A 26,401-nucleotide genomic window follows, 5' to 3' on the forward strand; every position below is an offset into this window, starting at 1 on the left:
TCCTCCTAAATGTTATTTTCCGCGAGCCTGATCAGATGCTTTCTTTTTAGTCTTACGATTAGCACGTAACTCTTCACGGTCAGAAACTCGTTTCTTAAAGCGAGCATCTTTAGCAATTGCTGCCTTAATTTGATGCTTATATCCTGGTTTAACGTGCTTCTTCTTCTTTTTAACCATCCCCAACATCGTTGGATCAAGCTTTTGGGTAGACTTATGTCGTTGACGCCGACGACGACGATCAATTCCGTCCTTCAATTCCCCATGACTAAAGTTTTTAGGTTGGAATTCAATCCCCATTTTTTCAACACTAGCTACTCGGTCTTCTTCATCTGGATTATAAATTGTAATTGCCGTTCCAGTTTGACCATTACGACCAGTTCGTCCAACTCGATGAATAAAGAATTCCAATTCATTTGGAATACCATCATTAATAATCAAGTCAACCCCTGGAATATCAATTCCTCGAGCGGCTAAGTCGGTTGCCACGACATATTGATAATCAAGTCGTTGAATAGCAGTCATCACTCGACGACGTTCTCGTGGTTGAATATCTCCGTGAATTTCAGCAACTTTAAGTCCCTGTTGTCGTAAATACTTAGCCAATTCTTTGGCACGAACCTTAGTATTAGTAAATACTAAGGCCATGTATGGATTACCCATCGTTAACAAACTATAAACGACTTCATCTTTTGTCTTACCCTTAGTTCCAACCAATAGATTTGTAATAGTATTAGCAATTACCGTCTCACTTGGAATTTCTTCAATAATTGGGTTATTTAAATACTTTTTCAAAAATGGTTGTAATTTTTTAGGAATCGTAGCCGAAAATACCATCATTTGTAGATCACTTGGCAACGCTCCAGCAATCGCATCAACATCTGGTAAAAAACCACCATCCAATGTCATATCAGCTTCATCAATAACTAAAGTTGATGCTTTATGTATATCTAAAGCTCCATTTTTTGAAAGGTCATGAATTCGACCAGGTGTTCCGATAACAATTTGTGGTTGTTTATTTTCTAGTTGTGCAGTTTGACGGGCTTTATCGGTTCCACCAACGTAGTACCCGATTTGAGGCCGAATTTTTTCATCAAACATATCCGCAATTTGCTTAGCAGCACGATTAATTTGAGCCGCTAATTCTCTTGAAGGTGTAGTGATAATAACTTGTACTGTTGATTCCGTTAAATTCAATTTTTCAAAGATTGGGATCAAGAAAGCATGAGTCTTACCAGATCCAGTTTGTGACTGTCCCACAACTGAACGACCTTGTAGAATCACTGGAATCATTTTCTCTTGAACCGGTGTTGGCTCTTTAAAGTTGATTGCACCTAGAGCTTGATATATTTCTGATTTTAAATTATAATCCGTAAATTTTGCCATTAATTTCTCCTGTTTTATTCGTTAATGGTTGTTTCTAATACAGCATTAACTTCATCAATAATTGTGTTTATTTCAGTTTGATCTTGTGCTAAAGCACCCGAAGCAAATGGGTGTCCACCTCCACCGTGACGTGCCGCAACTTTGTTAATGACCACGTCACGAGAGCGCATGCGAACTCGATAAAAACCTTCTTCTTGTTCTTCAAAGATAATCCAAGCTTTCATCGTATTAACTTTTCCTAAGAGTGGCACTACAAAGGCAGTCCCAAAATCTCCCAATTCAAAGCTTTCAACAACATCATGTTTCAAAATAATATAATTTAAACCTAGATCGTTCATTTGCATATTACTTAAAACATAACCAGACATTTTAGCAGCAGCTGGTGAAATAGTATCCATCATTTGATTAATTTTAAACCAATCAAAATCAAATTCCATTAATCCTGCAACAACTTCCATTGTCTTCGCATTTGTAGCATATAAGAATCTTCCAGTATCACCAACAATTCCGTTATACAAATATGAAGCACCACTATTTGATAACGCTAATTCATTTTTAAATTGTTGATAGAAACTAAAAATTATTGCAGAGGTTGAAGAGGCACCTTCAATCACCCAATTATAATCTCCATAAGGTTCTTCGTTTGGATGATGGTCAATTTTTACAATTGTAGCCCCTTGTTCCCAACGTTGATCATCCACTCGGGGAGTATTAGCAGTATCTACTACAATAACTAGTGCATCCTCATAGAGTTGGTCCTCAATTTCATCCATAGTTCCCATCCAAAGGGCACTGTGTTGCATTTTACCAACTGTATAAACTTTTTTTTCTGGGAATGAGTTTTGAATTAAATCCGCTAGACCAAATTGTGCACCAAAAGCATCTGGATCGGGCCTTTGATGTCGATGAATGATAATTGTATCATGCTTTTTAATTTGCTCTAAAATAACTGTTTCAGCCGTCATATTTTTATCTCAATTCTTTCAATTATATTTTTAATTATTTTCTAATCACTAACAACAAATTATAGCACAGATAAGCTGGTTAAACCCCATATAAATCCAGCGGAACATCGGTAAAAGTTATTGGTGCCAAATTCGTCATCGTCAATCCTAATAACCGAATTGGTTCTTGAAAACCTCCTAATTCATCCCAAAGTTCCAATGCCAAATCGTAAAATAAATCAGCTTTATTTTCCATAAAGTCTAGATTAGTTCGACGCCGTGTTTCAGTTTTAAATTCTGAATCTCTAACTTTCAATACTAAAGTCTTTCCATGCTTTTTTTCTTGTTGCACGGACGTTTCTAATAAATTAGCTAAATGATGAAATGCCTCGAAAACATCAGCTTCTTCAGATAAAAAGGGACCATAAGTTCTTTCATTTCCAATCGATTTTCGTTCTCTTTTCCACTCCACCTCACGATCATCAACTCCTCGAATTCTTTGATAAAAATCAAAACCTGCACGACCAAAATGATCAATCAAGGTCGCTTGACTTTGTTGATATAAATCATATCCATTATAGATTCCCAAATCGTTCATTTTAGGAATCGTTTTTTTACCAATTCCTCGAATTTCTTGAATCTTAAGATCATTCAAAAATTCTCTAATTTGGCTAGGATCAATATATGTAAATCCGACCGGTTTATTGTGTTCTGAAGCTAACTTAGCCATAAATTTGTTATATGAAACGCCCACCGATGAGGTAAGCTTTAATTCATCAAAAATCGTCTGTTGCAAATGATGCGCCAAATCTAAATCTGAATCAAATGTCGATAAATCATTAGTCACATCCAAATAGGCTTCATCAAACGCCACTGGTTCTATTTTTTCGGTATATCGATGGAAAATTTCATGAACTAATTGAGACGTTTTTCGATATAATTTGAAATTAGGAACTACGAAACGGGCATGAGGTGCCAATTTCAAGGCTTCTACAGCACTCATTGCTGAATGCACCCCTAGTTTACGAGCTTGATAATTGGCAGTTGCAACTACTCCACGTCCTCCCGTTAAACGTGGATCATTGGCCAAAATTATTGCTTCATCTCGATATTCTGGATGGTCTCGCATTTCAATTTGCGCATAAAATGCATCCATATCAATATGTATAATATGACGATCACTATTTAATTTTAATGGAATATCAAATAAATCAGCCATATCATTTACTATCCTAACTTTAGAATGCATTGAAAAATTATGTCGATATAAAAAGAGACTTGGATATAAATACACCAAGCCTCCTCACCAGATTAAAAATTAATCTTCTTTTGTTGAAACCGCATCCTCTTTAACAGAACTAGTTTCATCAACAATCTTTGTGTTTTCTGCTACTACTGGAGCATCTGTAGTTTCAACTACTTCAGCTGCATCCTTATTCTCAACGACCGTTCGAATAGCAGACCGTTCAAAAGTTAAAAATACACCATCAGCATCAAGACTGAATGTATCTTTATCAAGTGAATCAATCTTACCATGCAAACCACCAATGGTAACAATTTCAGTTCCTGGCTTTATTTCGTTCAACATACTTTGACGCTTTTTTGCAGTTTTTTGTTGTGGGCGAATCATCATGAAATACATCAAGGCGATAAACGCAACAAAAATCAATAAACTTTGTGACATGTGTTAAAATCTCCTTCTCTAAAACAACCGTGCATTTGGCTGATTATAACCATAATCTTCCAAAACTTGCGCTCTGAAATCTAATAATTCATCATGATAGATTGCCTCACGCATCTCTTCCATTAACTTTAACAGATATCTTAAATTGTGAACAGATGCAATATTTTGACCATACAATTCATTGGCCTTAAATAAGTGATGTAAATAAGCTTTAGTAAACGTATTTGAACCATAATCTTCAGTATCTTCATCAATTAAGCTAAAGTCATCTTTATACTTACTATTTGTTATGACAATTCGACCATGCTTTGTCATTAGTGATCCATTTCGAGCAATTCGAGTTGGCAAAACGCAATCAAACATATCAATTCCTCGGATAGCTGAATCAATTAATGAGTCTGGGGCCGCTACTCCCATCAAATAACGAGGCTTATCCGCTGGCATCCAATCCACGGTGAAATCAAGTACACGATTCATTTCTTCCTTAGATTCACCAACAGAAAGCCCCCCTACTGCATAACCAGGTAGGTCTAAATCGATCAAACCATCTGCAGAAAGTTTACGTAAGTCTTTGAATCCCGCTCCCTGAATAATTCCAAACAAAGCTTGATCATTTGGTCGATTATGAGCTTCCTTAGCTCTTTTGGCCCAGCGGGTCGTTCGTTCAACTGAATTTTTAACATAATCATAAGTTTCAAAATATGGTATTGCCTCATCGAGTTGCATCATTACATCAGATCCCAAATTATTTTGAATTGACATAGCTACTTCTGGCGAGAGGAACATCTGTGAGCCATCAACATGGTTCTTAAAATCAACACCTTTTTCAGAAATCTTATTGTTTTTAGACAATGACCAAACTTGGAACCCACCTGAATCAGTTAAAATTGGTCCGTTCCACTGCATAAATTTATGCAACCCACCAGCTTTAGCGATTAACTCATCTCCTGGACGAACCCATAAATGATAAGTATTTGAAAGAATAAATTGAGAATTAATATCCTCTAAATCTCGCGGTGAAACATTTTTAACTGAAGCTTGAGTTCCAACTGGCATAAACATTGGCGTATGTACCACTCCATGCCGTGTATAAATTCTTCCTAAACGTGCACCAGTATGTTTTTCAACATGCAATAATTCATAAACAACTGGCCGCTTGGGATCATTCATTAATTCTTCTTTTAATGGATATTTTTCCATTAAAAATTGATCAAATTCACTATATTGACGCATTTTTTCTCCTTTTAATGATGAATAAACATCGCATCTCCAAATGAAAAGAAACGATATTGTTCTTCAATAGCATGCTGATAAGCATTTAAAATATTTTCTCGTCCCGTAAAAGCCGCCACCAGCATTACCAAAGTTGATTTTGGTAAATGGAAATTAGTGATAAAAGCATCAACCGTTGTCCATTGATAACCCGGCTTGATAAAGATATCAGTCCATCCAGAATCAGCTTTTAGTTCCCCATTGAACTTTGACCCAATGGTCTCCAAAGTCCTAATGGAAGTCGTTCCAGTCGCAATAATCCGACTGCCATTTGCCCTGACATCATTCAAAGTATCAGCTGCAGCTTGACTTAATTGGTAAAATTCAGAATGCATCTTATGATCTTCTAAATTATTAGTTTCAACTGGTCGAAAAGTTCCCAATCCAACGTGTAAAGTCAATTCTACTAGTTTAACACCCTTATCTGCAACTTTTTGTAGTAATTCCGGTGTCCAATGCAATCCAGCTGTTGGTGCTGCTGCTGATCCATTTACCTTAGAATAAACTGTTTGATAACGTTCTTGATCTTCCAATTTTTCCTTAATATAAGGTGGCAAAGGCATTTCACCTAAGGATTCCAAAATTTCCAAGAAAATTCCATTATAATGAAATTCGACCATTCGGCCACCGTGCTCTAGCTCTTCAGTTACCGTGGCAGTTAATTCACCATTCCCAAAGGAAATTTCCGCACCAACTGGATATTTACGGGCCGGATTAACCAAAGTCTCCCAGACATCCCCATGATCTTGTCGAAGCATCAATACTTCAACGTGACCACCTGTCTCAGGGCGAATTCCATGAAGTCGTGCAGGCAACACTCGCGAATTATTCATCACAATAGCATCACCTGGCTTTAAATATTCTAAAATATCGTAAAAATGACGATCTTCAAGCATCCCAGTATCTGCATTCAATGCTAATAAGCGTGAAGTATCTCTTTTTTCTAACGGAGTTTGTGCAATCAATTCTACTGGTAAATCATAATCAAAATCATCCAAAGTATAATTTGATAAATTCATTTTTTATCTTCTTTCTTTATCATAAGCAATTTGCAGATGATCATAGGCTTTCATAGTCACCATACGACCGCGTGGTGTTCTTTTTAGATAACCGATCTGCAATAAGTATGGTTCATACATCGACTCAATAGTATCAACTTCTTCACCAACATTTGCCGCCAATGTTTTAATTCCCACCGGTCCACCATCATAATTTTCAATCATCGTATTCAGAATTTTTAAATCAACTTGATCTAATCCCGATCGATCAATTTTGAGCAATCCTAAGGCAAAATCCACCAAGGACAAATCAATCGAATCATAATTTTTGACCATAGCAAAGTCTCTAACTCGGCGTAAAAGGCGATTTGCAATTCGTGGTGTCCCATGAGATCTTCGAGCTAACTCTGCTGCCCCAGATTTTTCAATTTCAATCCCGAATACACCAGCTGAGCGCAAAATAATTTCACTGAGCTCTTGTTGATTATAATAATTCATATGTTCAACGATTCCGAAACGATCTCGCAATGGTTGCGAAAGCATTCCACCACGGGTTGTTGCCCCAATCAATGTAAAAGGAGGCAACGGAAAATGCACAGGTCGTGAATTTTCACCTTCGCCCACAATGATATCAACATAAAAATCTTCCATAGCAGAATATAACATTTCTTCGACCGTTTTAGGCAAACGATGAATTTCATCAATAAACAAAACATCGCCTGGTTGTAACTCATTTAAAACTGCCAGTAAGTCTCCCTGCTTTTCAATAACAGGACCTGTCGTCGTTTTAATATTAACTCCTAGCTCTGTCGCAATTACCAGCGCAAGAGTTGTTTTACCAAGTCCTGGTGGACCATAGAGCAACGTGTGATCTAATGCTTCTTCTCGTTGTTTAGCCGCTTGAATATAAACTTGCAAACGTTCTTTTAATTCTGCTTGCCCGATGTACTGTTTCAACGTATTAGGCCTTAAATTAAGATCACTTTGCTCCTCGTCCGGATTCAGGGACGTTTGATCTAAAATCCCATCACTCATGTTATTACTCCTTCAGGCTTACTTAGTTAAACAATTTTAAACCTGCTGAAACATATCCAGCAGTATCCAAAGTATCTAAGGCTGCCAATTTATTAGACACCTTATCTACTTCACGCGCTCCGTACCCAAGCGCTTTTAAAGCTTCCAAAGCATCATCTAATGCTGGATTTTCCGACTGTTTTGGTTGCTCAATTCCAGTAATATTATTAAAATCAAATGGTAATTTAGCTAAATTATTCTGTAAATCAAGGACAATTTGTTGCGCAGTCTTTTTTCCGATACCGGGGAACTTAACCAAATAATTAACATCACCCGAAACAATGGCCTGAATAAGACCGGTATGATCAGAATTTGCTAAAATTGCTAAAGCACTCTTCGGTCCAATCCCAGAAACAGCTAGTAATTGCTCAAAAAGCTGTTTTTCACCAGACGTTTGAAAGCCATATAACGTTTCTTCATCTTGGCGTAAAATCTGTTCAATATAAACCTTGGCTGACTTATTTTGTTCAAAGGCGTAGGGATTACCAACGATAACCCGATACCCAACTCCACCGGCTTCAACGACAATAAATTTTGGCGCTAAAACTGTAATTAAGCCATTTAAATATTCATACATTATCTCATTTCCCCTCATCTAAAATCGCATAAATTAATTATAACCTATCTGGAAGAATAAACGACCATGTCAAATAACTAATTCAATATAGATTATCTGGAATAAATTATTAGTAACTAGGATTTATTACCTAAATTCAAACACCTTATTTAACATCCTGATTTTCTTTTTTTATTCCAATTCCCGTCCAAGCTGATAATAACGAAAAGACTGGCGACAAGATGGCAAAAAAAACAAAAGGCGCAAAATCTGCCACTGGAACTCCCAAAGTTTGAGCCGCAAAGCTACCGGCAACTCCCCATGGAACTAAGTAGTTCATAACAGTTCCTGAATCTTCTAATGCTCTTCCTAAAGCCAAACGACTCAATTTAATTCGGTCAAAAGCTGGTTTCCAAAGTTGTCCAGGTAATATCGTAGACAGGTATTGTTCTCCGATTAAAAAATTTGCGGCAATTCCTGTAAAGATTACACCAGTTAAGACTCCAGATGCTGAATTAATTTTTTGTGAAAGTGGCGCCATAACCGTTTGTAGAATCCGTTGTTCCGTTAAAATTCCACCTAAAGATAATGCTAACATAATAACGATGACAGTTGGCATCATCGACATCATTCCTCCACGATTTAAAAGGTTTACTAAATTAGGATTAGTTGATGTTGTTTTAAATCCGTCCATTAAAATTTGACTAAGGGCTTGGGGTGAATGATTAAACAAGTATACCGTACCAGTCAAGCCAATGTTTAATAATAAAGTTGGAATAGCTGGAACTTTCAAAATGGCCATACCGACTAGTAATACCAGCGGAATAATGCTCCACCAAGTGGGTGTAATCAATTGACTTAGTGTAGCTAACCGACTTGTTGATCCACCATGATGACCCAAACCAAGAATAATAAAAATTATCAAAGAACCTAATAATGCTGGTAAAGTCGTCCACATTAAATTTTTAATATGTGCAAATAGATCAGTTTCAGCAATTGACGCTGCTAAATTCGTAGAATCCGATAATGGTGATGATTTATCTCCAAAAATTGCTCCTGATAAAATTGCCCCTGCTACTAAGGCTGGGTTAAATCCAAGCGTTACTCCCACCCCCATTAAGGCTACCCCTACTGTTCCAATTGTAGTAAAGGCTGAACCAATCATTGAACCAACCAAAGCAGTTACTAATAAGGTACTTGGCAAAAACCATGTACTATTAGCTGACTCAAACCCTAACCATAACATTGAGGGGATGACTCCAGTTCCCATCCACAATGCAATTAGCATACCAATTAATAAGAATAAAAATAATGGAGCTAAACCAGTTCTTATCCCTGCCAATATGTTATCTTGCATCTCAGACCATGAAACTTTTTTAAAACGTAATATTATCGTGAGTAAAACTAAGCTGACAATCAATGGCATAAAAGCTGGAAGATTGAGACCAATAATTCCAGTACTAAAAATCAAAATAAGTCCTAGAACAATACTTAATGCTAATTTAAAGCTCACTTTATTTGTATTTTCATTCATATTCATTTTCCTTTTCAATAAAAAAGTCCCAACTACGTTAAAAAACGTAGTTGGGACGAAGCATCATTTTCCGCGGTACCACCCAAAATTACCCGTCCAAAAAAGAACGAGTCACTTTACAAAGTTAAATTGTTAATAGTTCAACGAAATTACCTGCACCACTCACAGCAACCGTGGCTTCTCTGACATTGAATAAGGTCGTCTACTGAATATCAAAAGTCTAACCAAATTTTCATAAACTGTCAACCATTTTAATTATCTTACAAATATACAAAAAGTTTTATATTAATTTAACCAATAATATTCATTAAAAGCTGATATCACATCTTTAGCAGATAAAACTGGTTGAGCACCCTGTACTAATAATTCATTACAACCCCTTGATAAGGCAAAGTCCACCCGACCTGGAATGGTCAAAACACCTCGGTTTAAATCAAGTGCTAAATCAGCAGTAATTAAAGATCCCGATCTGTACCGTGCTTCTACTACCAATACGCAGTGACTTAAAGCCGCAATCAAACGATTTCTTTGCGGAAATTGATATTTACGAGGACCCTGATTTGGTAAATATTCACTAATAACTAATCCTTTTTCGCCAATAGTTTGTTGGAGCCTCTTATGGTGCCGTGGATAAATTTGATTCAAACCCGTCCCCAACACACCAATCGTGCGTCCCCCAACCTTTAAGGTATTATGATGAGCAATCGCATCAATACCCTCAGCTAACCCTGAAACAATAGTTAATCCCGCCGCATTTAAAGATGGAATCCAAGATTGCAATAAAAAATTACCATAGCTACTATTTTTACGTGCCCCAACAATCGCTAAACAAGGCGTTTGTAACAAGTCCAAATTACCTTGATAAAACAAAACCAGTGGCGGATATGCTAATACATGTAATTTTAATGGATAAAATTCATCTAAAATACAAATATAATCTGTTCTTTCGATTCGTCGTAATTGTTCAATTAAATCTTCTAACAAATTGTCTAAGCCAATCTTTTTAGCTAAATTAAGTTTATCCATAGCAATCATTAAACAGTCCATCCATGACGAACAGGACTGTTCTTGAGGCCAATCAATATTTTGATAAATTTTAATACGCTGTTCCAAAGTTATTTTTGGAATTAACAATAAAACTAAAATAAAAATTCGATTTGTCATAGACCACTTCCTCCAATATAAAGAAAGGATCTCAAAAATAATATTAATTCAAATAATTTTTAACGGGTGAAAAAGTTTTTCGGTGAATTGGTGTAATACCAAGCTTTTCTAGTCCAGCTAAATGCTTAGCAGTACCATATCCGGCATTATTTTTAAAATCATAACCGGGATATTTTAAATCGTATTCTGCCATTAAATTATCTCGATAATCTTTAGCTAAAATGCTAGCAGCTCCAATACTAATACTGCGATCATCACCTTTAATTAAACTAGTTTGCTCAAGCTCTATGTCCAAGTCCATTGCATCGATTAATAAACCATTTACATTATATTGGAGTCCTTTATAAGCCTCAGACATCGCAACTCGAGCAGCTTGATATATATTAATTTCGTCAATCTGTTCAGATGTAACTACTCCAAAGGCATAATCTAAAGCTTGGGATTTTATTTTAGGAACTAGCGCTTCTCTTTTTTTCAAAGACAATTGTTTTGAATCATGGACTTCAATTAAATCAAAATTGTCATCTAATACCACTGCTGCCGCAACAACAGGGCCAGCTAAAGGGCCACGTCCAACTTCATCAATACCAGCAACAAATTGACCTTTTTTCCAATATGCTTGTTCAAAAACTTGTCGTTCATTAAAAGTAGCTTGCATCTTTTGCTGCTTCTCAATTCGGCGTTGATAACTAACTAATAAACGTTGAACGCCTTGACGTTCATCCTCTGCTAAATGTTTTAAAATGTCGGCCTTAATTTTTGGTTGTTGTAAGATTGATTTAACTTCGGTTATCGTTAATTTATCCATTTTTAACATCATTTTGCCCGATTTGATCATTAGGCACTTCAATCGTATATTTTCCCAATTTACCACGACGCAAATCTAGCAGAATTCTTTCACCAGCACGATTATAATCATCCTTAAAACCTAATTTTTGAGTAATCAAAAGCAAGATGTTAACATCAGTTTCTTCGTCCCAAATACCTGATGGCAGTTTATACCGCTCAGTAATCGATTGTGGATTATACTCACGCATAAATTTCAAAACTTCTAAAGCAATATCATCCACATTAATCAATTGATCTTTAATTGCACCAGTCATAGCTAAATGTTGACCAACGCGTTGATCATCAAATTTAGGCCATAAAACTCCTGGTGTATCTAATAACTCTAAGTTAGTAGGTGTTTTTAACCATTGTAATTTTTTAGTAACTCCAGGTCGATCACCAGTAATGGCTACATTTTTCATCACTAGATGATTCAAAAGTGTTGATTTACCAACGTTTGGAATCCCAGCTACTAAAGCTCGAATCGCCTTGTCTTTAACTCCTTTTTCCAAAAGATGATCCCACTTTTCAGCCAAAACTTTACGCGCCGCTTTTGTAATAGTCTGAGGGGTCTTCCGGTCACGTGAATCAAGAGCGACTACTGCTAATCCTCGTGTTTCAAAATATGTAATCCATTCCTTAGTCCGGGATGGATCAGCTAAATCGGTCTTAGTCATTACCAATAACCGTGGCTTATCTCCTAAGACATCATCTAGTTCAGGATTCCGTGAAGACAATGGAATCCTGGCATCTACTAATTCAAATACAATATCTACATACTTCATATTTTCGCGCATTAAGCGGAAGGCCTTCGCCATGTGGCCTGGATACCACTGAATAATTTGTCCCATAAAAATAAACCTCTATTCTTCTGATGCTAGATATTGACGCCAAGCTGCATCAAAAATATCCATTGCTTGTAAATAATTACCATTTTCTTCCAAATATCTTGAAAGTTCATCAAAATCTGTGCTTTGCTTTGGAAATGCTTGATCATAAAAAGTTCCATTCGCAAAATTTTTAACTTCATCGTGTGTGACTGGATCTCTTTGTGTCATCAACCATTGATAAAATGAACGCCTCATTATTTTGGTAACCCCACTTGGAACACAAAGTGATCCTTTTTCATATTAATTTGCTTAATTTTAATCTGCATACCAGAAACCTTAGGAACTTTTTTAAAATCAATTAAAATTGTCTGCTTCTTAGGATTCACATCGGCCCATGCTGGCAAATCTAAGTGCGAAGCTAGTCCACCCATCACATAATTGACTGGTAAAGGCAACTGCCCCACTGCAACTGAATCAGCGTGCAATAATAAATTACCATCTTTAGTGACAGATGGTGTCATCTTCATTCCATAGTCTACATCTTGCCCTAAAAGGCGTTCTGTTCCATAGACCATCATACTTGACTGCCCCATTTCAAAGCGTAATCGTTTTTTCAATGATGGATCATCATTCAAATATTTATTCATCCAAGCATTCAAATTTTTCTTCGTTAATTGTACATCCATTGAAGCATCGGTCATTTTAACTTGTTGCTGGGTACTAAATTGTTTTTCCTTTCCTTGTGGCATCACCATTAAAATTAAAGCCACAAAAACTAAAACAATTAAAGCTCCTCCAATCCCCCACAAAATTCCTTGTTGTCTAAACTGATGTTGTTCTTTAGTCAATCCTTTTTTAACCATTATTTATATATCCACTCATCCTTTTGTTTTTGAACAGTTTTAAAAAGTGCCTTACTCATCTGATCATACCCCTTATTATTTGGATGATAATGATCTGAACTAGTAATATATTCGTTTTTATCTTTATTGGGACCATTTAAAGTCGATTTAACTACTTTATTATCTACTGTTCCTGTAAAAGACGCTGCTGATTGTTTTTTTAGCTTAGCCTGCTGTTTTTTGCTTTGAAACTGACCATAAGTAAGTTTATTAAAAACTGAAACATAATATGCATTATTATTCTCACGAGCTGTTTCACTATTTATTGAATTATAAAGATGCACAGCTTGATTAATATCAGGTCGATTAGCTAAATAAACATACAAAGGATTATAATTTCCAAAAATAAATATAGGAGCATCTGGGTTCAAACTTCTAATGTAATTCATAAGTTCATTCAAACTATCAGAATATTCGTCTTTATGTGATTTTACCTTTAACAAAATATCTTTTTCTTCTTTAGTTTGAATTAATTTAAATAATTCTTGTTGTAAGTCATTTCCACCTGATGTCATTACAATGATATCAGCCTCTTTAATATTTTTCTGTGCTATTCCATTTTTTTGAACACGCTTTAAAATTTGGTCGGAACGATCACCCGATTTACCATAATTATTGGTTTTAACCTTAACATGATCTTTTTTCTCAATTAATTTCGCAATTCTTTTTTCATAACCACCCTGATTAGTGGTATCTCCCACACCTTGTGTTAAAGAATCACCAACCGTCACTAATTGAACTTGATTCTTAACAATTTCCTTAGCCTCAATATACGGTGAAAGACTAAAACTAATCAATAATGTCATTAAAACGATTAGTATTCTTTTCATAATCGATCCCCCCTTTCACGCAGAAATTAATTATACCAAATAAAATTCAAGACATTTCTAATCATTATACTTTATTTTTAGTAAATTCTAACATAATACCTTTTCCTAATCATGAATTAACAATTATTAAGACCTTATTTTAAGGATGATATACTAAATTATTTCTGTTAAATGAAAAAAAATAGAACTGAAACAAGTTCCAGCACTATTCTTCATTAGTAATAATTAATATTGTTTTAAATAACTAAGCCCAAATGCACCAGCGCCAGTATGCGTTGATACAACTGGTGTCGTTTGTTGAACATGAACTTGGGCTTCAGGAAACTCAGTTCTTAAAATATCAGCTAATTCTTGCGCCAATTCTGGAATTCCAGCATGTGATAATCCAATTCTTTGAATACCTTTAGCTTCATGCATTTGATCCACAATTTTCTTCAAATAGTTCTTAATTGTTTTTGACCCACGTCCTTTAGTCTCGGCAATAATGTCACCATTAACAATATGAGCCCCAATTTTAATATTTAACAAACCACTAATAAAGCCAGTTGCTTTCGAAATACGTCCACCCGCTGTTAAATTATCTAAAGAACTCAAAGTTAAGTACAATTCCGTATTTGCATGAACCGCTTTAATTTCTTGCATAATTTCTGTCGCAGACTTACCTTGTTGGGCTAATTCAGCAGCCTTAATTGCTTGGAACCCTAATGCACAATCAATGAAGGTTGAATCAATAACATGAATTTTATCAGTTTCCAACATCTTAGCTGCTTGTTGTGCAGTGTCAAAAGTCCCTGACAAACCTGGAGTTAAGTGAATACTAATAATTTCCACATCATCATCATTAGCTAATAAATCTTCATAAGCATCGGTAAAAACACCCAATGCAGGAGTTGATGTCTTAGGTAGATTTTTGGCCTGTGCCATTTTATCCATGAATTCCTCACGTGATAAATCAACACCATCTGTATACGTCTTATCATCAATCATAACATTCAAAGGAATTACTTTAATCCCCAAATCCTTAATTTCTGCATCTGACAAAACTGCCGTCGAATCGGTTACAATTTTAACTTTAGTCATCTTTCTCTCCTACCTAATAAATGTAATACTAATAATTTAATTTTTTACAAACTTTCTGGATCACGCATCCAAGCAACCGCTAATGCTCCCTGACCCAAATGGGTTCCTACCACCGGACCAAAATAAGAAAGTTCAAAGTTCAATTCAGGATACATTCCTTCAAGCTCTTGACGCCACTTCTCGCCTTCAATTGGATCATTTGCATGAATAACCAATGGTTTCAAAGGATAATCAGTATTCATCAATACATCCTTAAAAATGGCTTCAACTCGTTTTTTAGCTTTCTTCATTGAACGAACTTTTTCAAATGGGACAATATAGTTTGAATCGTTATCAAAGGTTAAAATTGGTTTAACCTTTAACATTGTTCCAATAATGGCCCCAGCATTTGACAAACGTCCGCCACGCACTAAATTATTCAAATCATCAACTACGAAATATTCATCTATCGAATCACGAAGTTGATCTAAAGTTGATAAAATTTCATCAACACTTTTGTCATCTTGTGCCATTTTAGCAGCTTTTAAAACCAACCATCCCATCAAACGAACCGTTATTTTTGAATCATATGGAATAACTTCCAAACCATCAATTTTATCTGCAATTGATGCTACATTATTGATAAACCCTGAAATTGTAGATGCTAAGTGAATTGAAATTACTTTATCATAGCCTTCGGATTTCAAATCTTCATAAATTTCCATCAATTCTCCAATAGCTGGTTGGGAAGTTGATGGAAATGAATCTGAAGTTTTTAATTTCTCATAAAACTGTTTTGGTGTAATTTCAGTTCCTTCTTTATACGCCTTACCATCTAAAATAATTGGAATTGGAATTACTTTAATATTGTATCGTTCAGCCTCTTCAGAGCTAATTGTTGCCGTTGAATCGGTCATAATTGCAATCTTCATAAATAAATCTCTTTTCTAATCTAAAAATATTTGGGCATCTAAATAATTCAAATAATAAATTAATTATTCATTATACGCTGTTCCACTAGAACTGACTAGCTTCCACCCGAGATTTACAATCCTTTTTGAATTGATTTGTCCAATCGATTTATTAAAATTTGCAACATTGACTTTTCTTCTTCAGACCAAACGGAAAAAATTTGTTGCTCAGTCGCCTGATACTGTGCTTTAATTTTGGCCAAACTTTCTGCCCCTAACGGTGTAACTTGATATATAAAATGTCGATGATCATGGCCAACAACCTGATGTTCAATCATCTTTTTTTTCATTAAAGCATTTAACTGTCGTGAGAGGGTTGAAGTATCTAACCCTGTTGTTTGGCTCAATTGATCTTGAGTATCAAATTCATTGTCCACTTTCATTAAAAGATGCCATTCTGCAATGGTTATTTTATAATCTTTCATAATTTCTTTTAAAATTTTTTGAAAATCTTTATCTGTTTCATGTAATGCATTTAAAATTTCTTTCATTAGCAACTCCTCCCAATAGGACTAGCTCAATTTTAAATAATCTTAAATCATGGCTACTTTTTCTCAAAATTTAAAAATAAAAGTGCTTAATAAATATTATAATCGCTTCCATGGTAGTTTCCTATTAAATTTTATGATAAGAATAAATATATTTAAAAATAAAGAATAATATTATCCATGTTTTATTTAAATTATATTTTTCACATTCCGCCGATTAGATTTAAAAAATATTTAGTGTTTATATAAGTTTATAAAAAGGCTGGGACAGACTGTCCCAACCTTAAAAATTTTTAGAAATTTAACAATAGCTTATTGCTTTGCTGCTGCCATAGCCACTGCCCCTAAGAAATTAATTGGTTGGCTGAAATTTGGTTGGAATAAGAAGTCTGAAAGCGCTAATTCATCAATTGTCATCTTATTTTGAATCGCTAATGATAAGGCATTAGCAGTTTGTGAAATATCATGTTCAGAATAAAATGATCCACCCAAAACAGCCCGAGTGTTTTCATCCCAAACCAAAGTAGCACGTACAGGGGTTGTCGTTAACATGAAATCAGGTCGATAATCTTGTTCAATGGTAACGGTCTTGATTCCTTCAATACCACGTGCTTGAGCTAATTGCTGATTTAATCCAGAACTGGCCATTGCCTTACCATAAAGCTCAACAGCCGACGTTGCTTGAGTTCCCAAGTATGCTACAGTGGGCTTCAAAATGTTTTTACCAACTAAAATTCCTTGGCGTACTGCATTTGTTGCCAATGGAATGTAGTCATCTTGCTGTGTTGGATTATAAAATACAGTCGCAGAATCACCAGCCGCATAAACATCTTTAACTGAAGTTTGCATATACTTATCAACAATAATAGCTCCATTCTTAATCATATCAACTTGCCCAGTAAATAAATCAGTCCGTGGTAAGAATCCAATTCCTAAGACAACAATATCTGCTTCATAAGATCCCTTATCAGTTGTTACCTTAACACCGTCATCAGTAGATTCAAACGCTTGTACCATTTGCCCTAAGCCTAAAGTAACATCGTGTTTTTGATATTCAATCTCAACTTCATCCGTAATATCTTTATCAAAGTTTTTTGCCAGAACCCGATCAAGACCATCGATCAAAGTTGTTTTAATTCCGCTTACTGAAAATTGTTCTGCAATTTCAGCTCCAATATATCCAGCCCCGATTACGATCGCTGATTTAACATCTTTGACGGCCTCATTAATAGCTTTGGCATCATCCCAATTCTTGCATAGATAAATATTTTTTCCATTAATTCCAGGAATTGGTGGCATAACTGGCTTTGAACCAGTTGTCACAACAATTTTATCGAATTTTTCAGTTTTCTCTTGTTGATTCTCCAAGTTTTGATATGTTACAACTTTATTTTCCAAGTCAACATTCGTAACTTCATGCTGCATCTTCATATCAATACCATCATTTTTCATGGCTTCAACTGAATCATAAAACATTTTCTCAGGGTCAGAAACGTGGTTACCTACCCATAGAGCAATTCCACATGAAAGAAAAGAGACAGTATCATTCTTTTCAAAAACTGTAATTTCAGCCGTTGGATCTGTTTCTAGAATTCCACGAGCTGAGAAAATACCTGCATGAGTACATCCGATAATTGCAACTTTCATTAGTCCATCCTCCGATAATAAAAAAAACGCTTTCATTTGTATAAGTCAATTATACAACGTTAGCGTCTTTTTTCACATACTATCTTTTAAAGAATATATATTTATAATTATTTCGACTTACGATCATTGTTTTTAATAGGTAATGTAATTCTAAAAATCGACCCATGACCTTCAGCAGATTCCAAGATGATGGTCCCACCATAGCCCTCAATCAATTTTTGAGCAATACTTAAGCCCAAACCATTTCCACCTTGCTTACGTGATCGAGCTTTATCAACACGATAAAAGCGATCAAAAACATGATGGGCTTCCTCAGGACTAATCCCTTCACCAAAATCTTGTACCGCAATCTGAACTTGTCCTCCATTACGTGACACAGAATAGTGAATTTCTTTGCGATCGCGTGAGTATTTCACAGCATTATCAGATAAAATAATCATAATTTGCTCCAAATGATCTCGTGACATATTTACAAAAGTTGGATGTTTTAAATCATCATCCAGAATAAAAGTAAAATCATCATGGATCATTTTGAAATTATTATATACTAAGGTTACCACTTCACGAATATCAGTATTTCCATCTTTAAAAGCTAATTCCACTTGGTCTGCACGTGTCAAATCCAACATTTCTTGGACCAATCCTTGCATCCGGCTAATTTCCTTTAAAGATGCTTCAATTGATTCATTTAAAATCTTAGGATCATCCTTACCCCAACGGTTTAAGAGTTCCATATGGCCCTTAACAATTGCTACTGGCGTACGAAGTTCGTGCGAAACATCTTCCACAAACTGATGTTGAGCCATCATAGTATGTTGCATTTGATCTAAACTACGATTCACAATTTTACCTAAATCAGTTATTTCATCATTTCTAGTTCCATCTGAGTCAACTCGAGCCTGCGATTGAGAATCAATTCTAGCTGAATCTACCACTTTTTTAATATCATCCATCGGTCTCAACAGATAATCAGCTAACCAGTAACCCCAAATTGCAGTAAAGAAAACTCCCAAAAGTGTTGCTATAATCGTAATCATATAAATTCGATTAAATAAACGGTTAAATTGTTCTAAATTATTATCTAATCGAATGACTCCGATCGTTTTACCATTTTTATTATGAATGGTTTTATAACCAACCAATGTTTGATTACCATTTTGGTCATGTTCTAAATGAATCTTTCTATTTTCTAAATTAATCATTGCCGGTTTATGTTTGGGATAAACTTGATACGATCCATCGTAAATTATGATTTTAAAGTCAGGGCGCATAGTTTCTACCAATCCGACCTCTTGTTTTTGTGACAAGGCGTTATCTCCAATAATCGCTGATTCAATTTCTTGCGATTTAACCTTGTCAATTGGGACCTTTTCTAATCGTTGGGCTACCCAATTAAGAGATTCCCGCGATGAAATTTTTTCATCCACCAACATACGATTAGCAAATGCCATAATTAAAATGTAACTAAAAATTATAAATATTAAAAAAAATCCCAATGCTGAGCCCATGGCCCACTTCCATTTAAGTGACAAACCTGGCTTTTGCTTGGGATTATTTTTAACAATGGCTGTTTTATCCATTGTATCTCTCCAAATTCTATTGACGCATCACATAACCGGTTCCACGAACAGTTTGAATATATGAAGTTTTAGAGTCACTATAATCAATTTTATTACGTAGGTAACGGATATAAACATCTACAACATTGGTTTCAACGTTATCATCATATCCCCAAACCTTGGCCAAAAGTACTTCTCTTGATTGAACAACATTAATATTCTCCATCAAAATAACAAGTAATTCATATTCGCGTTTCGTTAAATTGATAATTTCATCACCACGTCGCGCAATTCGATTTTCTTTTTCAACCACCAAATCACGATACTTTACAATACTTTGATGACTAGCATGCTCTTCAGTTTCAATATTAATTCGACGCAATAAAGCCCGGATACGTGCCAACAATTCTTCAATTGCAAACGGCTTTACAACATAATCGTCAGCCCCATAGTCTAACCCTGAAACGCGATCAATAACTGAATCACGAGCCGTCATCATAATAATAGGTGTGTTTTTGACTTCTCGAAGTCTACGTGCAACTTCTAACCCACTTAATTCTGGTAACATTAGATCTAATAGAATCAAATCGAAATTTTCTTCTAACGATATTTCTAACCCAGTTCGACCATTATCGGCAACTGTCGTTTCATAGCCTTCATGTTGTAATTCTAACTCAACAAATCGTGCTAAATTTTCCTCATCTTCAATTATCAAAATTTTATTCATCTTAGCACCCTATTCTTTCAAAACATTATTTTTAACAAACTTATTAAGTTTAACATAAATATCTAATTTTCATCAAGTAAATACTAATTTAATAGAGTTTTTTCATATTTAACGCAGCGAGGTATTATATTGCATACAATTTAAAAATATTTTTAACTTTAATTCTCAGAATTTATTACTTTTAGTTGATGAATCTTAATCAAACCCAAGGTTATTGGTAACACCATAATAACACCAAAAAAGGCATACAGCATTGATAAAATAGCTGAAACTAATAATTTAGAATTAACGATATCTCCAATACCATAATTAAGTTTAGCAAACATAATTCCCAAGCTCAAAAAATCAGCCATAAAACCAAATAAAACAGTATTTAAAGCCGTTCCTATAATTTGATAACCTAGTTGGTAACCTGATCGTATTAATTTATTTACTTCCATATCTGGGTGGTGTTCCATAATCTCAGATAATCCTGATGTAATTGCTACAGACGCTTCAGCGATTGCTCCAAGTGTTGCTAACAGTGCGGCTGCAATTCCCAACTGCCCAAAATTTAAACCAATTTGCAAAGATAAGCCTTCCAACTCTTCTGAATTTTCAACGGTAAATCCTTGTACAAAGTTTAAATGTTCAACAGGAATAATCACCAAAATTAAAATCAACATAACGATTAAACTACTTTTCAATGATACCATCGTAGTTTCTTCATCAGCTCCAGCACTATATATCGTAATCAATAAGACCAAACTACTCCCAATTAATAACACCATAAACATACTAAATCCCCAACTAATTAAGAGAAGCATGCCCATTAATAAAATAAAATTAATCCATAGACTAACAAAAGCACCCATTCCTTTTTTACCACCAATAACTACCATTAATACTAGTAAAATGAGTGCTAAAACGAATGTAACTGACATTAATTAAGCCTCCTTTTGTGCATTTCATACTTAGAATCAATGATAACCCACAAAATTCCAGCTGGAACTGTTAACACAATTCCGATCGCACTAATCAGAGTTTGAACCATCCCCAATGCCATGTTCATATCATAAGTATACCCAATGTTATTCCCATTTCTTAAAAACAAAATAGCCATCGGGATCTGTCCAGCAATAAAAATCAAGAATAACACGTTGGTTAATGCTCCGAATATTTCTTGTCCTACATGTCGTCCTGCAATTATTAATTCTTTCGTTGTTACATCATGATTTTCTTTTCTTAATGCAAATAAAGTAGCAATCATGTCCGTTGATTCATCCATGACTGCCCCCAAAACTCCTACTAACGTCATTGAAAAAAACATTGGAACGGGTAATTGTGTAATGAACCCTAACAATTCAAAGTTAACACCTTGATTATGATTCAACTTAAAAACTAAAGCAGCTAAAAGCATTGTAATAAGTGTAGTTGTAACCACTGTTGCAAAAATCACCCATGTTTGCCTTTTTTTAAATCCCATCACCAATCCAAGAGTCAATGCAGACACAATTAAACTAAAGATCACAAATAATGGTAATAAATAATGGGTCCCAGTTTTTAAATTTAAATCAATAGTAATAATAAATAAAATTGTATTTAAAACCAAAGAAATGGCTGTTAGACGTCCAGACTTCCCCATCAAATTAATTAACAAACCAATTAGTGCAATTAATAACGGAATCCAGGTGGCATCTCTTTTAACATTATCAAAGTTCCAAGCATCCCCTTGTTGACGTAAAAAAATCTGCATTTTTGGCTTTAATTTTTGATCCATTCCTTGACTACTATCATAATTATTTTCAATCCAAATTTTTTCACCTTGACGATCAGTGTTTAAAAATTTAGCTTTAACTTTTTGTCGATAATTAGTCACACGATTCAGATATGCATCAGTCGAATTATTTTCATCAATTACTTTAACTTTTTCTATCAATACAACAGGTTTACTATATAACGATGCATCATGCCGTAATCCAAAATATGTAAATAATATAACTGTTAATAGACATAACCAAAACAAAAAATGTCTCTTGCCTTTATTTAATATCATGGATTTAGCCTTCTATTTTGGCCGTTAACTGGGATCTCCTTTGCTAAATATTTAATTCTTTGCATAATTCGAGCAGCTTTAACTGGTTCAGCCCCATTCTTGGTCAATGTGAAGTGTTCTTCCTCTAATTGTTTCATAGAGAAGTTAGATGTAAAAAATGTTGCTAGTCCATTTTGCATTCGATAATCAAGAACAACACTCAAAACATCATCTCGAATCCAACCACTTCCATCACTTTCAGCTCCAATGTCATCTAAAACTAGAATATCTACCAATTTCATATCTGACCGTACTGTCTTAGTGTCAATACTGTGATCACTTATTGCATCTTTCATATTGGTAGCCAAAGTTGGATAGTGCAACAATAATACATCAATATCATCAAAAGACAGTTGATTAGCCATTGCTCCCATCAAATAAGTTTTACCTACCCCATATGGTCCTTGTAAATAAGCACCTTGATGAAATTCTTGAGGCCGATCAACATAATCTTCAATAAATTCCGAAACTGCTAAGACAGCGGCAGTCATTCCCGAATCCATTGACTTAAAATCATTCATTGTGGCCGATTTTAATTGTTTAGGCATACCAATTGCCATAATTTTACTAGCTGCTCGTAACTTTTCATGTTGTTTTTGCATTTTTTGACTTGCTCGATATTGAATCACCACACGTTTATCAACAAATAACAACTCTGGATCATAACCAGGATGAACATCTGGTAAGCCATCTTGTTGTTTTTTATTTTGCAAATAATATTCATAGATGGTTGCTAAATCGCGATTGAAAATTGCTTCGCTTAAATCCGGCTGATGCTCTTGAATAAAATTTTTAATTTCTGCATCTTCCAACATAATTTGCCTTATTTTTTCATATTCATTTCTCATTTGAGGCCGCTTTTTTAAAATATCTTGGAATGATTTTCCAATATTTTGAGTTCCTCGATTATTTTGAAAATTAAATGGTTCTACATTTGGCATTATCACTCCTTTTTGATGGCACGCTTAGCTTCCATCTGGGCTAACATTTTATCTAGTTTAGCCTGATCGGCTGAGCTAACCTCCTGAATTGGTTGATTGTCCCAATCGGGTTTTGTTTCATGTTTCTGCTGTCCAGCTCGACTTGATGTACGATTCTGCTGACCTTGTTTAATTTTTTTCTCTCGTTGCTGAATATACTTAATGGCCTCACTGGGCGTTTTAATGTTAGCCTGAGCCCAATCTGAATAAGTTGCCTCTAAGATTGCTTTCGGCAAAGTTTTGCGATCTTGTAAAACACTCAGTGTATATAATTCTATATTTATAACCGGGTTAGGTAACCGTCCATATTTTATTAATTGCTCAATTGCATATTGTTCGCTTGCCGTTACGACACCCCCACGTTGTTCGCGAATATTTTTTAAAAATTCTAATGGGCTCAACTGGTTAGCTTGATCAATTAGGATATTTCCTGTCTTGGGTTGTACATCAGTTACAGGTTGGATCGTAACTTCTTGTCGCTGCTGAAATTCTTGACGTAACTCATTTTCGATTCCTTTAATGTCAATTTGATGATCGTCAAGCATATGCCCTTGTATAAGTCGAATTAATTTTAAATCATCAATTGCATATAATTTTTTGAAAAGCATTAAATTATCTTTATTTTTCAATAAAGTCATCCGAGAAACTCCATACACCTTTAACATTTCAAACATTAAATCAAAATCAATAGTTGGCTGATCCTTTTGACGAGCTTCATCCCATGCTGTTGACCTTTTATTAATCGGCTTCAACGGTTCAATCTGATCAAAATTATCCTCTCGAATAATATCAAATAATCCCTTTGACACATTATTTCCCTCAATTTCTGCTGAATCAGGTAATAAACTTGTTTTTAATATCTCAAATTGATCATCACCTAAATAAGATGAAAGAAGTTTCACTAGCAATTTATCACTAAGAAAATTTTCAGCATCAATCGGTTGATTTATTTCATAAACCCATTGTGATTCTAATGTTAATACTTGTTCGAAAGTCCGAATCAGCCCATAGCCTTCTAGCTTTTCACGTGCTTGAATCAAACGTGGACCAGATAGGTTCAATTGATTCAATAATTCAACGTGCGTGATGGTTACATCTTTATTTGATCTTTGAGGTTGATGCATCAAGGCCATATAAACTGTAAAGGCTTCAATCCCAATTAATGGTAAGTATAAATTACTTAAACTGGTTAAATTTTTAAGGGTTAAATTTTCAATACCCACGACTTTAAATTTTTGATGAATATTAAAAGACATTAGTCCCCCACTTTCATAATTTTTAATTCTTCAATTCACTGATAATATGATCAACTTTAGCATGCATTCGATCTAACCGATCATTTTCAACAACATAATCAGCCATCTGCACTTTTTGGTCTAATGGCATTTGTGCCTTAATACGCTGACGAGCTTCTAGTAAAGTTAGATGATTTCGCTTCATCAACCGTATTTGTTGCTCTTCAGGTTCAACCGTAACCACAATAGTTTTATCTACTCCTGCTGCATTGTTAGTTTCAAACAATAAAGGAATTTCCAAAAACACAAGTTCATGCCCATCATTAAATAGTTTTTGTGCCTGTTGAATCAAAATTTGATTGATTTTTGGATGCATAATTGCATTCAATTGATCTATTTTTTGTGTATCACCAAAAACAACACTCCCCAACAATTGTCGATTGAGTGACCCGTCTTGGTTTATGATTTGAGGACCAAATTGCAACTCCAGCGCATGTAACGTAGATGAACCAGGTTCAACAATTTCACGACTAATAACATCTGCATCTAAGACTGGATACCCTTTTTCACGAATATAATTTGCAACACTCGATTTACCGGTTGCAATCCCTCCAGTAATTCCAATTTCAAGCATGTTTAAATCCTCTTTAATCGTGCAACACTTGGCAATGTGGGCAATAAGTAGTTCCACGTTGTGCTACCTTAGTTTTAACAAGAATCGTTCCACATCGATAACAAGGTTCTCCTACTCGACCATAAACCTTCAATTGATTTTGAAAGGTCCCGGCCTCACCAAAAGCAGTGGTAAATGAATGAACTGTTGTTCCATGATTTTTAGTGGCCAAAGCTAATTCATCAATAATAGCTTTGCGTAAATGGGTCAGATGTTCTAAATCAATAGTATTTGCTGGTTGTAATGGGTGAATTTTTGCCATCCATAATGTTTCATCAACATAAATATTACCTAACCCAGCGATATGACTTTGATCCAATAGAAATGGTTTAATAGCACCTTTCCTTTGAAACTCTTTTTGCATGTACTCTAAAGTCAAATCATCTTCAGTTGGCTCAGGTCCAATTTTAGCCAACCCGGCCACCTGCATTGTATTAGGTGTATCGACTAAATTCATCCGTCCAAATTTACGAGTATCCCGATAAAAAAGATCGATCTCATCATCCAGATGGAAGGTGATCAAATCATGCTTTCCTGGCTCTGTCCCAGCGGGAACTGTATAATACGCCCCTTCCATGCGTAAATGCGACACTAACGTTTTATTTCCACTCAATCTGAATAACAAATATTTTCCACGGCGATCTATTTTTTCTATCTTACGATCAGCCATTTCTGCATCAAATTCCGCTTCTGACATACCGACAATTTTTTCCCAACGTACTTCAACTTTTAAAATTGTCCGACCTTGAACAAGATTTGTTAATCCTCGTCGAACTGTTTCTACTTCTGGTAGCTCTGGCATATAGTCTCCTAACCGTTGATATAACAACACTTTAACGTACAACCACTAACTGAGGCGCTAATTTTTTTATTTTATATCTTTTTTCTTTGTGAAATCAAATAATTCAATGTCAATTATTACTTCCCTATTGTACCAAATAATTGAAGAATTTATTAATATCAGTTATGCGTTGTCTCACACTGAAATT

27 protein-coding genes are annotated in these 26,401 nt (G+C 35.0%); all 27 read right to left on the reverse strand.

Annotation, left to right across the window (positions count from 1 at the left end):
- Nucleotides 1-12 precede the first annotated feature (12 nt).
- The 27 genes from JC2156_RS04540 to mutM all read right to left on the reverse strand — a co-directional run bounded on the left by JC2156_RS04540 (nt 13) and on the right by mutM (nt 26,214).
- On the reverse strand, nt 13-1,383 hold the full coding sequence (locus tag JC2156_RS04540) for a DEAD/DEAH box helicase (protein ID WP_006845539.1): 1,371 nt from the start codon (nt 1,381-1,383) through the stop codon (nt 13-15).
- A gap of 14 nt (nt 1,384-1,397) precedes the next feature.
- Nucleotides 1,398-2,348, reverse strand: coding sequence for a DHH family phosphoesterase (locus tag JC2156_RS04545; RefSeq protein WP_006845540.1), 951 nt, complete (start codon nt 2,346-2,348; stop codon nt 1,398-1,400).
- Between the two features lie 79 nt (nt 2,349-2,427).
- The gene (dinB, locus tag JC2156_RS04550) at nt 2,428-3,546 is read right to left on the reverse strand and encodes a DNA polymerase IV (RefSeq protein WP_013989138.1); all 1,119 of its coding nucleotides are present in this window, start codon (nt 3,544-3,546) and stop codon (nt 2,428-2,430) included.
- A gap of 99 nt (nt 3,547-3,645) precedes the next feature.
- A complete protein-coding gene (gene yajC / locus JC2156_RS04555) occupies nt 3,646-4,011 on the reverse strand; it encodes a preprotein translocase subunit YajC (protein WP_006845542.1) in 366 nt (121 codons plus the stop codon).
- An 18-nt stretch (nt 4,012-4,029) separates the two neighbouring features.
- Nucleotides 4,030-5,181, reverse strand: a complete 1,152-nt coding sequence (gene tgt / locus JC2156_RS04560; protein WP_038241098.1) for a tRNA guanosine(34) transglycosylase Tgt — start codon at nt 5,179-5,181, stop codon at nt 4,030-4,032.
- Nucleotides 5,182-5,255: 74 nt separating this feature from the next.
- Nucleotides 5,256-6,302 carry a tRNA preQ1(34) S-adenosylmethionine ribosyltransferase-isomerase QueA gene (gene queA, locus JC2156_RS08880; RefSeq protein ID WP_006845544.1) on the reverse strand — a complete coding sequence of 349 codons (1,047 nt, stop codon included), beginning with the start codon at nt 6,300-6,302 and terminating at the stop codon, nt 5,256-5,258.
- A gap of 3 nt (nt 6,303-6,305) precedes the next feature.
- Nucleotides 6,306-7,316 carry a Holliday junction branch migration DNA helicase RuvB gene (gene ruvB / locus JC2156_RS08885; RefSeq protein WP_006845545.1) on the reverse strand — a complete coding sequence of 337 codons (1,011 nt, stop codon included), beginning with the start codon at nt 7,314-7,316 and terminating at the stop codon, nt 6,306-6,308.
- A gap of 22 nt (nt 7,317-7,338) precedes the next feature.
- Nucleotides 7,339-7,932 (reverse strand): Holliday junction branch migration protein RuvA, encoded by a 594-nt coding sequence (gene ruvA / locus JC2156_RS04575; protein ID WP_006845546.1) that lies wholly within the window; start codon nt 7,930-7,932, stop codon nt 7,339-7,341.
- A 145-nt stretch (nt 7,933-8,077) separates the two neighbouring features.
- Entirely contained in the window at nt 8,078-9,445 is a 1,368-nt protein-coding gene (locus JC2156_RS04580; protein WP_038241089.1) for a Na+/H+ antiporter NhaC family protein, read from the reverse strand.
- 285 nt (nt 9,446-9,730) lie between these two features.
- A complete protein-coding gene (gene dprA, locus JC2156_RS04585) occupies nt 9,731-10,609 on the reverse strand; it encodes a DNA-processing protein DprA (protein WP_006845549.1) in 879 nt (292 codons plus the stop codon).
- Between the two features lie 43 nt (nt 10,610-10,652).
- On the reverse strand, nt 10,653-11,417 hold the full coding sequence (locus JC2156_RS04590; protein WP_006845550.1) for a ribonuclease HII: 765 nt from the start codon (nt 11,415-11,417) through the stop codon (nt 10,653-10,655).
- The gene (gene ylqF, locus JC2156_RS04595; RefSeq protein ID WP_006845551.1) at nt 11,410-12,288 is read right to left on the reverse strand and encodes a ribosome biogenesis GTPase YlqF; all 879 of its coding nucleotides are present in this window, start codon (nt 12,286-12,288) and stop codon (nt 11,410-11,412) included. The genes JC2156_RS04590 and ylqF overlap by 8 nt, the downstream gene beginning before the upstream one ends.
- A 12-nt stretch (nt 12,289-12,300) precedes the next feature.
- The gene (locus JC2156_RS04600) at nt 12,301-12,522 is read right to left on the reverse strand and encodes a YozE family protein (protein ID WP_006845552.1); all 222 of its coding nucleotides are present in this window, start codon (nt 12,520-12,522) and stop codon (nt 12,301-12,303) included.
- A complete protein-coding gene (locus tag JC2156_RS04605; RefSeq protein ID WP_006845553.1) occupies nt 12,522-13,130 on the reverse strand; it encodes a YpmS family protein in 609 nt (202 codons plus the stop codon). Before JC2156_RS04605 ends, JC2156_RS04600 begins: the two co-directional genes overlap by 1 nt.
- Complete coding sequence (locus JC2156_RS04610; RefSeq protein WP_006845554.1) at nt 13,130-13,999, reverse strand: GDSL-type esterase/lipase family protein; 870 nt, start codon at nt 13,997-13,999, stop codon at nt 13,130-13,132. The genes JC2156_RS04605 and JC2156_RS04610 overlap by 1 nt, the downstream gene beginning before the upstream one ends.
- Before the next feature lie 225 nt (nt 14,000-14,224).
- A complete protein-coding gene (locus JC2156_RS04615; RefSeq protein ID WP_006845555.1) occupies nt 14,225-15,079 on the reverse strand; it encodes a DegV family protein in 855 nt (284 codons plus the stop codon).
- Between the two features lie 44 nt (nt 15,080-15,123).
- Complete coding sequence (locus JC2156_RS04620; protein ID WP_006845556.1) at nt 15,124-15,990, reverse strand: DegV family protein; 867 nt, start codon at nt 15,988-15,990, stop codon at nt 15,124-15,126.
- 113 nt (nt 15,991-16,103) lie between these two features.
- On the reverse strand, nt 16,104-16,520 hold the full coding sequence (locus JC2156_RS04625) for a MarR family winged helix-turn-helix transcriptional regulator (protein WP_006845557.1): 417 nt from the start codon (nt 16,518-16,520) through the stop codon (nt 16,104-16,106).
- 309 nt (nt 16,521-16,829) lie between these two features.
- The gene (locus JC2156_RS04630) at nt 16,830-18,164 is read right to left on the reverse strand and encodes an FAD-dependent oxidoreductase (protein WP_006845558.1); all 1,335 of its coding nucleotides are present in this window, start codon (nt 18,162-18,164) and stop codon (nt 16,830-16,832) included.
- A gap of 107 nt (nt 18,165-18,271) precedes the next feature.
- Nucleotides 18,272-19,744: a sensor histidine kinase gene (locus JC2156_RS04635; protein ID WP_006845597.1), complete on the reverse strand. Its 1,473-nt coding sequence runs from the start codon at nt 19,742-19,744 to the stop codon at nt 18,272-18,274.
- A gap of 16 nt (nt 19,745-19,760) precedes the next feature.
- Entirely contained in the window at nt 19,761-20,450 is a 690-nt protein-coding gene (locus JC2156_RS04640; protein ID WP_006845560.1) for a response regulator transcription factor, read from the reverse strand.
- 158 nt (nt 20,451-20,608) lie between these two features.
- Entirely contained in the window at nt 20,609-21,373 is a 765-nt protein-coding gene (locus JC2156_RS04645) for a YibE/F family protein (protein ID WP_006845561.1), read from the reverse strand.
- Nucleotides 21,373-22,368, reverse strand: a complete 996-nt coding sequence (locus tag JC2156_RS04650) for a YibE/F family protein (RefSeq protein WP_238530587.1) — start codon at nt 22,366-22,368, stop codon at nt 21,373-21,375. The genes JC2156_RS04645 and JC2156_RS04650 overlap by 1 nt, the downstream gene beginning before the upstream one ends.
- A gap of 113 nt (nt 22,369-22,481) precedes the next feature.
- A complete protein-coding gene (gene dnaI, locus JC2156_RS04655) occupies nt 22,482-23,465 on the reverse strand; it encodes a primosomal protein DnaI (protein ID WP_006845563.1) in 984 nt (327 codons plus the stop codon).
- 2 nt (nt 23,466-23,467) lie between these two features.
- Nucleotides 23,468-24,760: a replication initiation and membrane attachment family protein gene (locus tag JC2156_RS04660; RefSeq protein WP_006845564.1), complete on the reverse strand. Its 1,293-nt coding sequence runs from the start codon at nt 24,758-24,760 to the stop codon at nt 23,468-23,470.
- A 22-nt stretch (nt 24,761-24,782) separates the two neighbouring features.
- Nucleotides 24,783-25,373 carry a dephospho-CoA kinase gene (gene coaE, locus JC2156_RS04665; protein ID WP_006845565.1) on the reverse strand — a complete coding sequence of 197 codons (591 nt, stop codon included), beginning with the start codon at nt 25,371-25,373 and terminating at the stop codon, nt 24,783-24,785.
- Nucleotides 25,374-25,386: 13 nt separating this feature from the next.
- Nucleotides 25,387-26,214 (reverse strand): bifunctional DNA-formamidopyrimidine glycosylase/DNA-(apurinic or apyrimidinic site) lyase, encoded by an 828-nt coding sequence (gene mutM, locus JC2156_RS04670; protein ID WP_006845566.1) that lies wholly within the window; start codon nt 26,212-26,214, stop codon nt 25,387-25,389.
- Nucleotides 26,215-26,401: the final 187 nt, after the last annotated feature.

Source organism: Weissella koreensis KCTC 3621 (assembly GCF_000277645.1).

Bases quoted from the DNA above. Each gene is read 5' to 3' on its own strand.
- JC2156_RS04540 (WP_006845539.1), bottom strand. From the start codon at position 1,383: ATGGCAAAATTTACGGATTATAATTTAAAATCAGAAATATATCAAGCT.
- JC2156_RS04545 (WP_006845540.1), bottom strand. From the start codon at position 2,348: ATGACGGCTGAAACAGTTATTTTAGAGCAAATTAAAAAGCATGATACA.
- dinB (WP_013989138.1), bottom strand. From the start codon at position 3,546: ATGGCTGATTTATTTGATATTCCATTAAAATTAAATAGTGATCGTCAT.
- yajC (WP_006845542.1), bottom strand. From the start codon at position 4,011: ATGTCACAAAGTTTATTGATTTTTGTTGCGTTTATCGCCTTGATGTAT.
- tgt (WP_038241098.1), bottom strand. From the start codon at position 5,181: ATGAATGATCCCAAGCGGCCAGTTGTTTATGAATTATTGCATGTTGAA.
- queA (WP_006845544.1), bottom strand. From the start codon at position 6,302: ATGAATTTATCAAATTATACTTTGGATGATTTTGATTATGATTTACCA.
- ruvB (WP_006845545.1), bottom strand. From the start codon at position 7,316: ATGAGTGATGGGATTTTAGATCAAACGTCCCTGAATCCGGACGAGGAG.
- ruvA (WP_006845546.1), bottom strand. From the start codon at position 7,932: ATGTATGAATATTTAAATGGCTTAATTACAGTTTTAGCGCCAAAATTT.
- JC2156_RS04580 (WP_038241089.1), bottom strand. From the start codon at position 9,445: ATGAATGAAAATACAAATAAAGTGAGCTTTAAATTAGCATTAAGTATT.
- dprA (WP_006845549.1), bottom strand. From the start codon at position 10,609: ATGACAAATCGAATTTTTATTTTAGTTTTATTGTTAATTCCAAAAATA.
- JC2156_RS04590 (WP_006845550.1), bottom strand. From the start codon at position 11,417: ATGGATAAATTAACGATAACCGAAGTTAAATCAATCTTACAACAACCA.
- ylqF (WP_006845551.1), bottom strand. From the start codon at position 12,288: ATGGGACAAATTATTCAGTGGTATCCAGGCCACATGGCGAAGGCCTTC.
- JC2156_RS04600 (WP_006845552.1), bottom strand. From the start codon at position 12,522: ATGAGGCGTTCATTTTATCAATGGTTGATGACACAAAGAGATCCAGTC.
- JC2156_RS04605 (WP_006845553.1), bottom strand. From the start codon at position 13,130: ATGGTTAAAAAAGGATTGACTAAAGAACAACATCAGTTTAGACAACAA.
- JC2156_RS04610 (WP_006845554.1), bottom strand. From the start codon at position 13,999: ATGAAAAGAATACTAATCGTTTTAATGACATTATTGATTAGTTTTAGT.
- JC2156_RS04615 (WP_006845555.1), bottom strand. From the start codon at position 15,079: ATGACTAAAGTTAAAATTGTAACCGATTCGACGGCAGTTTTGTCAGAT.
- JC2156_RS04620 (WP_006845556.1), bottom strand. From the start codon at position 15,990: ATGAAGATTGCAATTATGACCGATTCAACGGCAACAATTAGCTCTGAA.
- JC2156_RS04625 (WP_006845557.1), bottom strand. From the start codon at position 16,520: ATGAAAGAAATTTTAAATGCATTACATGAAACAGATAAAGATTTTCAA.
- JC2156_RS04630 (WP_006845558.1), bottom strand. From the start codon at position 18,164: ATGAAAGTTGCAATTATCGGATGTACTCATGCAGGTATTTTCTCAGCT.
- JC2156_RS04635 (WP_006845597.1), bottom strand. From the start codon at position 19,744: ATGGATAAAACAGCCATTGTTAAAAATAATCCCAAGCAAAAGCCAGGT.
- JC2156_RS04640 (WP_006845560.1), bottom strand. From the start codon at position 20,450: ATGAATAAAATTTTGATAATTGAAGATGAGGAAAATTTAGCACGATTT.
- JC2156_RS04645 (WP_006845561.1), bottom strand. From the start codon at position 21,373: ATGTCAGTTACATTCGTTTTAGCACTCATTTTACTAGTATTAATGGTA.
- dnaI (WP_006845563.1), bottom strand. From the start codon at position 23,465: ATGCCAAATGTAGAACCATTTAATTTTCAAAATAATCGAGGAACTCAA.
- JC2156_RS04660 (WP_006845564.1), bottom strand. From the start codon at position 24,760: ATGTCTTTTAATATTCATCAAAAATTTAAAGTCGTGGGTATTGAAAAT.
- coaE (WP_006845565.1), bottom strand. From the start codon at position 25,373: ATGCTTGAAATTGGAATTACTGGAGGGATTGCAACCGGTAAATCGAGT.
- mutM (WP_006845566.1), bottom strand. From the start codon at position 26,214: ATGCCAGAGCTACCAGAAGTAGAAACAGTTCGACGAGGATTAACAAAT.